This window comes from Nitrosomonas sp., assembly GCF_043753625.1.
Classification (GTDB): domain Bacteria; phylum Pseudomonadota; class Gammaproteobacteria; order Burkholderiales; family Nitrosomonadaceae; genus Nitrosomonas.
The window spans coordinates 1-9,112 of the sequence record NZ_JAYUWI010000148.1; the positions used below are offsets into that span (position 1 = coordinate 1).

At 39.7% G+C, this 9,112-nt stretch carries 7 protein-coding genes and 1 pseudogene; all 8 read left to right on the forward strand.

The genetic code is table 11. The features are described 5' to 3' along the window. Positions 1–174: pseudogene (locus ACH10T_RS12520) on the forward strand (IS1595 family transposase); the annotation flags it as partial. Between the two features lie 361 nt (positions 175–535). Then, positions 536–1,498 carry an EpsD family peptidyl-prolyl cis-trans isomerase gene (locus ACH10T_RS12525; protein ID WP_394809598.1) on the forward strand — a complete coding sequence of 321 codons (963 nt, stop codon included), beginning with the start codon at positions 536–538 and terminating at the stop codon, positions 1,496–1,498. A gap of 82 nt (positions 1,499–1,580) precedes the next feature. Further along, positions 1,581–2,381, forward strand: a complete 801-nt coding sequence (epsE, locus tag ACH10T_RS12530) for a polysaccharide export protein EpsE (protein ID WP_394809599.1) — start codon at positions 1,581–1,583, stop codon at positions 2,379–2,381. A gap of 83 nt (positions 2,382–2,464) precedes the next feature. Beyond that, the gene (gene epsF, locus ACH10T_RS12535) at positions 2,465–3,835 is read left to right on the forward strand and encodes a chain length determinant protein EpsF (protein ID WP_394809600.1); all 1,371 of its coding nucleotides are present in this window, start codon (positions 2,465–2,467) and stop codon (positions 3,833–3,835) included. 29 nt (positions 3,836–3,864) lie between these two features. Next, positions 3,865–4,767: a chain length determinant protein tyrosine kinase EpsG gene (gene epsG, locus ACH10T_RS12540; RefSeq protein ID WP_394809601.1), complete on the forward strand. Its 903-nt coding sequence runs from the start codon at positions 3,865–3,867 to the stop codon at positions 4,765–4,767. A gap of 23 nt (positions 4,768–4,790) precedes the next feature. Next, positions 4,791–5,669 (forward strand): exosortase B, encoded by an 879-nt coding sequence (gene xrtB, locus ACH10T_RS12545; protein ID WP_394809602.1) that lies wholly within the window; start codon positions 4,791–4,793, stop codon positions 5,667–5,669. A 145-nt stretch (positions 5,670–5,814) separates the two neighbouring features. Next, on the forward strand, positions 5,815–6,507 hold the full coding sequence (gene epsI / locus ACH10T_RS12550; RefSeq protein WP_394809603.1) for an exosortase-associated protein EpsI, B-type: 693 nt from the start codon (positions 5,815–5,817) through the stop codon (positions 6,505–6,507). 918 nt (positions 6,508–7,425) lie between these two features. Beyond that, entirely contained in the window at positions 7,426–8,967 is a 1,542-nt protein-coding gene (locus tag ACH10T_RS12555; RefSeq protein WP_394809604.1) for a hypothetical protein, read from the forward strand. Positions 8,968–9,112 lie beyond the last annotated feature (145 nt).

Below are 9,112 nucleotides of genomic sequence, written 5' to 3' on the forward strand. Positions count from 1 at the left end.
AGCCGGCTCAGACAATGGATGGCGAAGTTCCATGGTGTAGCAATACGCTATCTTGCGAATTATCTGGGGTGGCATAGAATGATTGACCGTCTCGGTCAGGATGTTACACCAACCCTTTGTTTCCTAATGTCACTTGGAAAAACAAGACAATTTCAACAGTTAATTACTACATAGCCTAATAATAGCATTATCCTACTGCAGAGGTGATTGCGCTGAAACAAAGTGCCAAGTTCATTGTCGGATAATATGCACATAATCAGCTGTTTTAAATTCTTCTTTTTCTTCTTAAGTGATTTTATATGTGGATAAATTAGCTTTGTAATATTTGGTTTTTCTATTTAATATATGTTTGTTTTTTAAAAGATATTAGTATATTTTGTGAGACGAGACTTTAAGTGTTAAAGTTTCTAATTTAATTGTCGTAGCTAATAAAGAATGATCACTCGATCTTATTACTTGTGTTTAATGCGGTGATATGTAAGACACGCTGAAAGTTGTTTCAGTATATATTTGTAACTATAAAGGGAAAAGTACTATGGTATTAACATATGCACGGATGATATTGATTGGGTATGTGAGTATTTTAGTTTTGGTTCTCGCAGCTTGCGACAGTGAATCTAAAGAAAAAAAAACTGGACAAGCCTTAGTTAGTGTTAATGGCAAGGAAGTTACCATGCTTCAACTTAATGATGAAATAAAACGTGCCAATATTCGTCCTGATCAATATGAAGCAGCTAGCAAACAATTATTGGAATCACTAATTGCTCGTCAATTGATTATGGACGAAGCTATAAATAACAAACTTGATCGGACTCCCGATGTTATGCAAGCGCGTGAACGAGCTAATGCTCAAATTATTTCACAAGAATATATGCAAAATATTGTAAGTAAAGTTGCTAAACCATCCAAAGTTGAGATTGATAATTATTACCAAAAACATCCCGAATATTTTGCACAACGTAAGCAATTTGATTTAACGATAGTACGCATTGCAACTAAAGATCTTAGCGATGAACTTAAAAAAATTGTAGATACAGCTAAATCACTTGACGAAGTAGTAGCTTGGCTTGATAAAAATAAAGTACAGTATCTCCGTAACTTAGCATCGCGTAGTACTACTGATCTACCATCTCAGATGGCGGCAATGATGCAGCAGAAAAATAAAGACACCATTTTTATCATCAACGAGCAAGAGAATAGTCTATTTATTTCCGTTAATGCGATCAAGGGTAGTCCGATCACAGCTTCAGCTGCGGCGTCTCAGATTGAGAAATTCTTGATTAATCAAAAATACAAGGAAGTAGCCGATGCAGAAGTTGCGCGCTTACGCGCAGCAGCAAAAATAGAGTATTTTAATGCTAGAGTGTCAACATCCAAAGCGGAAAAGCCTGCTACCCAATCAACAGTGACTCCTCTCTCTGATGTTACTAATAATTTAAATTTAACAGAGCCGGTTTCGGAAGGGACAATTGAGCGTGGTATGATGGGAATAAAGTGAGTATAAATTTGTACCAGGAAAATTTATTTGTTATCAATATATTGTGTTATGAATTAAGGATTATAGGCAAATGATATATGTTATGAATAAACTGAAGATTCTGATGATCTTTACATTACTCTGGATGATTTGTATTGGTAGCGTGATTGCCGGTGAGACTCGGGAAAGTGTATTGGGTCCTGGAGATACATTAAAAATATTTGTCTATGGGCAGCCCGACCTCACTACAGAAACAAGAGTGAGCGAATCGGGAGCTATAACTTTTCCCCTATTGGGCGAGATATTAGTAGATGGATTAACTCCTTCAGCAGCAGAACGCAAGATAGTAAATCTACTGAAAAGTCGTGATATTCTGCGTAATCCACAAGTAAATATCTTAACTAGTTCTTTGCAGAGTCAGATGGTATCAGTACTTGGCTCAGTTCGAAACCAGGGGCGTTATCCAATTGAAGGTAAGCGTAGTCTGACCGATATTCTTGCGATGGCAGGAGGGATATTGCCAGAAGGAGGTGATCTAGTTACCCTGATTCGTTCAGGTGGGAATAAATTTGCTAAAGAAGTGATTGATGTTTTAGAGATGGTTCGCTCCGGTGACTTAACTCGTAATTTGAATGTACGTAGTGATGATCTTATCTATGTTGAGCGTGCACCTCGTTTTTATATTTACGGGGAAGTTCAGCGCCCTGGAACTTATAGACTTGAGCGTAATATGACAGTTATACAAGCGCTGTCAGTAGGCGGTGGGTTGACCCAGCGCGGTACTGAACGTGGTTTGCGGATTCAGCGTCGTGATGCTGAGGGGAATTTACAAATAATAACTGTCAAATCTAGCGATTTGGTTGAGCCTGACGATGTAGTTTATATCAAAGAGAGTCTATTTTGATATTCGTTCGTTAAAGAACTGCTTAGGCATTAATTATCAAGAAATTATTGTAACTAGATAAGATTTAAACTGGGATTTAACGCATGGATCTTTCTCGATTCTTTCTTATTATATTGGCACGTCACAGACTTATCTTGCTTACACTTATTGTGACTGTAACGACTACTATGGTTGTGAGTCTGTTGTTGCCAAAGAATTACAAGTCGGTAGCAACATTGGTGCTTACTCATAAAGGAGCTGATCCTGTTACTGGCGTGATAATGCCCGCACAGCAAAATGCAAGTTACATGGCAACTCAGTTAGATATCATTAAGAGCAGCAGAATTGCATTGATGGTGGTAGATCAACTTAGGCTTGATCAGGGTGAGGCTGTACAAGTGCAATATGAGAATAGCAAGAGCAATAAGGGGTTGCGTGATTGGGTGGCTACCTGGTTAGTTAATACTGTGAGTATTGACACCTCGCGAGATAGCAATGTAATTGGCATTGGCTTTACGGGTACCGATCCTATATTTACTTCAATGGTTGCAAATGCGTTTGCAAATGCTTATCAGGAAATGAGTATTCGCCTCACAGTTGAGCCTTCACAAAAGGCAGCGGCCTACTTTACTGAGCAGCTTAACGTGCTGCGTGACAGGCTGGAAATAGCACAGAAGAAACTATCTCAGTACCAGCATGAGCATGGGATCGTTGATGTGGATTACCGTCTTGACGTTGAAACAAAACGATTGAATGATCTCTCTAGTCAATTGATAGTTGCTCAAGCGGAAGTAATGGGGGCAGTATCTGGGGCAAGTGATAATAACTCCTCTGGTGGTGAGAAGAATAGTATTGGTAGGAATCCAATGATTAATAACCTCAAGTTAAGCCTGACACAGGCTGAGTCTAATTTTTCTGAAATTTCGCAGAAACTGGGGCGCAGTCATCCCAGTTACGCAGGAGCAAAAGCGGAGGTTGAAAAACTGAGAGCAGAGCTTAATAAATATATAAGAGTTGCCACAAATACTGCTATCAATCAGGAAAGTGGAATACGCGCGGCACTTGAAGAGCAAAAAATTAAAGTATTGACTCTTAATCGAGCGAGGGATGAACTCCTACCTCTTGTTAAAGCTGTGGAGGGTACTCAGCAGGCATATGACACTGCTATGCAGCGTTTAAATCAAACTAATCTCGAAGGACAATCTAATCTATCAAGTGTTTCTATACTCGATACAGCAAAAATTCCTGATAAGCCGGATAGTCCAAAACTATTGCTTAATATGATTCTGTCAGCATTTCTGGGTAGTGCCCTAGGATTGGGGGTTGGTTTGCTAGCTGAGATGCTTGACCGGCGTGTGCGTTCTGCAGAAGATTTGGTCGATATACTTCAAGTTCCGGTACTTGGCATTATGAAGCGGGGAGAAACTAAACGAACGCGCTTGTTGCAATTGGCCTGGCCACGTTTGATACGATGAATCTCTAGGTTTAGAACAGGAAAAATAAAATGAGTATTCCAGGCCCCTTAGAAACAAGAAAAAATACTGATTCTAGCGCTATCAGCACAAATATACCCTCCTTTCGTAAATTCAGTATTGGGCACATGCTGCTGGACATGGGGAAAATTACGCCAGTTGAAGCTGAGCGTGTACTGCGGTTGCAGAAAGAGAGTGGTATGCGTTTTGGTGACGCTGCACTAAAATTAGGTCTAATAACTGAGACGGATATCCAATTAGTATTGGCACAGCAGTTTGATTATCCTTACCTATTACCTGGGCAAGGAAATCATCCACCAGGGCTAGTAGTTGCTTATCAACCATTCGGTGCGCAAGTAGAAGTTTTTCGTGCGGTACGTAGTCAGTTGATGTTACGCTGGTTTACCTCAGGACATAAAGCATTGGCAATTGTTAGTTATAATCCCGATGATGGAGTAAGTCTTTTTACGGCTAATCTGGCTGTAGTGTTTTCTCAGCTTGGAGAGCGCACGTTGCTGATTGATGCTAATTTGCGTTATCCGCAGCAGCATGAAATCTTCAATTTAAAGAATAAGCAAGGTTTGTCTGATGTACTCGCCGATCGTGCTAATATTTCTGAAGTAATTGCAAGAATTGATTCGTTTATTGATCTTTCAGTTATACCAGCAGGAACGCTTCCGCCTAATCCTTTGGAGATTCTTAACCGTTCTACATTCGATAAACTGAATGATCAACTTGTAAATCAGTTCGATGTTATCCTTTACGATACTTTAGCTTTCTCGAATGGTGCAGATGCACTTGCTATCGCCGCCCGTACAGATGGTGTATTGATAGTTGCGCAAAGAAATCATAATCGCTTGAATGATATAAATGTCATGAATGAGCAGCTTAGAGGCAGTGGTGCTGAGGTAATTGGTTCCATTTTGATAGAATAAATTCCATAATAATCAATAGATAAATGATTGCTATTCCGTACAAACTTCATGTCGATAAGAAAATTATAGCAGATTGGTTGCCTGTGCTTCTAGGATTGCTGGTTTTATATGTACCTACTTTCTACGGTCTTGCAAATGGAATTTGGACTAAAGAAGAACAAGCGCATGGCCCAATCATCTTGTTTCTCTCGCTCTGGCTTATTTATCGCAAGTGGCCAGAAATGATGAAAAGAAGTGGAGGGAAATCAACTTCAGTTCTTGGATGGATAATTTTTTTTATGACTCTTTTGCTTTATATTATTGGTCGCTCTCAACAGATATTAATTTTTGAATTAGGTTCTTTTGTTACAGCTCTAGCTGCTATTCTGCTGATAAAACGCGGAAGCAGTGCTTTTAAATCTATGTGGTTCCCGATTTTTTTCTTGTTATTTATGATTCCATTGCCCGGCACATTGATTAGTTTACTTACTATGCCCATGAAAATGGCGGTTTCATACACTGCAGAGAATATTTTGTTTTGGGCAAATTATCCGATAGCGCGCAATGGCGTTATCTTGCAAATTGGGCAATATCAACTTCTTGTGGCCGATGCTTGTGCTGGGCTCCAGACACTGCTGACTTTGGAGGCATTGGGGTTGTTTTATCTGAATCTTGTTCACCATACTTCAATCTTCCGGAATGTGGCATTGGCTATTCTTATTATACCGATTTCTTTTACTGCTAATGTTATTCGCGTTACGGTTCTCACCTTGATTACTTTCCATTATGGCGATGCCGCTGGACAGGGTTTTTTACATGGATTTGCTGGGATGGTTTTGTTCATTAGCGCACTAATACTTATTCTGGGAGTAGATTCAATACTGCAATATTTTGTTAGAATACAGCCTATAAATGCCGCTTAATTTATAGTTAATAAATTACAAAATATCTAGATCTGCAGAGGTTTTTTAATTCTTATAATATTATGTTTTTTATATGGATTTTAGTTATTTTTTATTGATGTGATTTTTATGTATCGGATAAATTCTATTGTACTAAGGAGAGTTAATGAAAAAGTCTTTAATTACCAGCATCATTCTAGGTATATTGATGGTGTCATCAGGTGCCTTAACAATGGCTTTGACCCCCAACGTTAAAATTGCGGATCAGCAGGAGATGGTAGATCTAGAAGTTTTGATTCCTGCTCACTTTGGGGATTGGCAAATAGATAAGACTATTATACCACTACAAGTTGATGCAGAAACACAGGCCCAGCTTGATAAGATATATAACCAAACTATATCAAGAACTTACACTAATACTCTGGGCGAGCGTATTATGCTTTCTGTGGCGTATGGTGGCGATCAGAGTGACAATCTGGCAGTACATAAACCTGAGGTGTGTTATTACGCACAGGGTTTTGAAATAATGAATATTTTTGCTGACGAATTGCTTACAAACTATGGAAAATTACCGATAAAGCGTTTGTTAGCGGTTAAAGGTAATCGTAACGAACCTATCACTTACTGGGTCACAGTTGGTAATAAAGCCGTTCTGCCAGGTCTCGATCAAAAATTGCAGCAATTGCGTTATGGTTTGACTGGACGGGTGGCTGACGGTATGTTGGTGCGCGTTTCTTCCATAGATAATGATAAAGACAAAGCCAAAGCCTATCAGCTCCAGTCTATTTTTATACAAGATTTGTTAACGGCAGTTGACGTCATGAAACGCATCAGACTAATAGGAGCTTCTGAAGTATAAAATGTAATTTTATCGATGTATTGATACATGCACAAGAGAGGTCGATAAGGAATATCGAGATTTCTATATTGTGGAATTATGGCGATATGCTGGTTATCGCGAGAATGTGTCCCGCTTTAAACCTTTATTAATGTTGTAGCTTTACAATGAGGAATTAGTGGATCCTTGAGTTTGTTGGATGTGCGCGGCGATCAATTGAAGAAATAGAGAAACCAGGGTAACTTCACGGCGAGAATAAAAAGGAAACACGAAGGGTCGTTGGTGTCGGCTATGTGGAGCAATACTTTTATAGTTTAAGCAAAAGGATATGAAGTGGTCTGCGTAGATGTCGAAGTGATGCGATTGTCGGTGGAGAGACTTGATTGAGCTATCTGAGCAACTTGGGTAAGCTCATAATATGCGTAAAGGAACATCTAAATCCAGACGGAGTATTGTACTGAAAATTCCAAGCCCGATCAATCTATTGTGCTTTATCAGTGTATTTCTTTATGGAGAGAGTAGTGTAATTCGGAGCACACTCGTTAGCTTACAAAGCAGGTGATACGGCGCTTTTCTATCGATACAGCTTTGAGGAAATTGATGTCCGGTACGTTAGACGATTCATACCAGTACTATCCTAGTTGGAAATGGATAATATATTTTTGATCAATTATATATTAGTCAGGTTGCAACCAGGATTCTCAGAAACCCTTTGTATAACTTTTAGATGAAAGAGTAGTTGACGTGTAATGAATTCTTTAACCTTCCAAGTCGATCGGAATATATCGTTTACACGTAATAGAAACGATTTTATTTGCTATTTTTTCTGCTACGAACAATTCCGGTTACTGGGAATGCTACCATGCCTTTGATTGCTTGGTCTGGTTCGATAGAAGATGACATAAAAGTAATACTACTTAACGGAATAAATTAGTTTTTATGAAAGCACCGACTTTGTTAGAAACTAATAATAATCAGGGCTCTAGGGTATTGCCGATTGTTTTGATGTTGATTGGTATTCTGTGTATTTCTGTGTTAAGCGGCATAGTAGCCGCATTCGGTAATTTATACATTCTTATTATTTTGTTGGCTCTATATGGTCTTTTTTTCATTCTTGCTGCACCTACAGCCTGGGTGATATGGCTTATATTTCTTGTGACATTCTTAATTACTGGGCCAATTTCATATTTCTTAAAGTTAACTCAATTTCAATGGCTTAGTGCTTTGATGAGTGTGGCACTGTTGTTATCTGTGCTACTCTACCTGTTACGCAGCAAAACTAGCACTTTACCAATCACCATTTCAAGTGACTTTTTCTGGCCTGCTATCTTTCTATTATTGGTAACTTTCTCCACTGTCATTGATCAACCCCAATTTGCAGATTTTGTGAATGCATCACGGCACTACTTTTTAATGTGGCCACTGATGATGGTCTTCATGTTTGGTCTGGTTCGTCAGGAAATGGTGGTGCAATTGTGGAAAGCCCTTATGATAGTGGCGATACTGCAGTTACCCATGGCGCTTTATCAATATTTTTTTGTGTCCCAAAAAAGCACTCGGCTTTCTCCTTGGGATGCTGTGATAGGCACATTTCATGGCAATATCGATGGTGGCGGTGAGAGTGCCGGGATGGGTTTCATGTTGTTGATTGCCATGCTAACTGCCATTGCGTTATGGCGTGGTGGTAAGTTAAATGGGGTATGGGTGGCTTTGGTCGTGGCGACGGGTCTTGGTACGATGGCTCTGGCGGAAATCAAGGGGGTGGTTTTACTGCTACCGGTTGTTATTGGCTTGTATTACCGTAGAGAGTTTTTGCGACGGCCCTTAGAGTCGGTCATAGTTTTGATCGTTTTATTCTTACTGGTTGGCGGCTTGCTCACAGTCTACGAAAAGCTTCACTATAAGAATACAGTCAAACAGACTTCAACTTATGATCGGATAATGATGCAGTTTGATCCAGAGCTAAGATCTAGTTCTGGAGATGAATTGGGGCGAGTTAGCAATTTAGGTAGCTGGCTGGACATTAACGTTAAGAGCGGTGATCTGCAACACAGCTTGTTTGGCTATGGTATGGGTGCAACTTTTGCCAGTAGAATTGGTACGGGTGAGTTAGTCCATCGCTTTTCCTCTCAACCTAACACATCCAGTACCACTATTCTGTTATGGGAGACTGGCATTATGGGGCACTTGGCTTTTATTGTTATTTTATTGTCCGGTGCTCGTACTTCAGCGCGCGCTGCTAAAAACGAATCTGTCCCAGAGATACACCGCATTTTGCTCAGAGTAGGTACGGTCGGTCTGCTGCTTCTCGCCGTGACGCTACATTATAGGAATTTTCATATCTACTCTAATCCCATACAGTTTCTTATGATGCTCATGCTTGGACAAGCAGCTTATTGGTCACATTTCGTAAGTAACAATCTCGGTCGTACAGATGCAAAAACAATAGATAAGTCACAGACTCTGCCAGAGTTAATTTAACTGACGATATACTAAAGTAAACTTTCTTAATGAATAAAATTATGAAACTAATTAATAATAGGTAAACCCCCGGCTCTGCCGGGGGACTCCTGAAGGTTTGACCGTTACGGCAATCGTCGTACCGTTCTCGTCCCAACCACGAGAC

Excerpts from the sequence above, each read along its gene's own strand:
- ACH10T_RS12525 (WP_394809598.1), top strand. The coding sequence starts at position 536 with ATGGTATTAACATATGCACGGATGATATTGATTGGGTATGTGAGTATT.
- epsE (WP_394809599.1), top strand. The coding sequence starts at position 1,581 with ATGAATAAACTGAAGATTCTGATGATCTTTACATTACTCTGGATGATT.
- epsF (WP_394809600.1), top strand. The coding sequence starts at position 2,465 with ATGGATCTTTCTCGATTCTTTCTTATTATATTGGCACGTCACAGACTT.
- epsG (WP_394809601.1), top strand. The coding sequence starts at position 3,865 with ATGAGTATTCCAGGCCCCTTAGAAACAAGAAAAAATACTGATTCTAGC.
- xrtB (WP_394809602.1), top strand. The coding sequence starts at position 4,791 with ATGATTGCTATTCCGTACAAACTTCATGTCGATAAGAAAATTATAGCA.
- epsI (WP_394809603.1), top strand. The coding sequence starts at position 5,815 with ATGAAAAAGTCTTTAATTACCAGCATCATTCTAGGTATATTGATGGTG.
- ACH10T_RS12555 (WP_394809604.1), top strand. The coding sequence starts at position 7,426 with ATGAAAGCACCGACTTTGTTAGAAACTAATAATAATCAGGGCTCTAGG.